The following is a 210-nucleotide window of genomic DNA, read 5'->3' on the forward strand; positions in this document are numbered from 1 at the left end:
CCTACTAACAGCATATTGAGAAATGCACCGATCTGCGGGATTGACTTGGAAAGGATTGCACTTACAAAAAGGACAAAAAAGCCGACAATGATCGTCCAGCTCCCAATTGTCAAACCAAGTTGGTAGTACAAGCCGATATTCAGTACATCCCACGGAGCAGAACCTAAGTCTGCTTCTATCAAAAGAACAATTCCAAATGACATGATAAGC

General features: G+C 42.4%; 1 protein-coding gene. It reads right to left on the reverse strand.

Annotated features, from left to right (window positions below):
- Positions 1-182 (reverse strand): hypothetical protein (locus EOC06_RS39860; protein ID WP_206631537.1); only part of this gene is annotated, 182 nt, incomplete at its 3' end.
- Positions 183-210: the final 28 nt, after the last annotated feature.

The organism is Mesorhizobium sp. M7A.F.Ca.MR.362.00.0.0 (assembly GCF_004023175.1).
GTDB lineage: Bacteria > Pseudomonadota > Alphaproteobacteria > Rhizobiales > Rhizobiaceae > Mesorhizobium.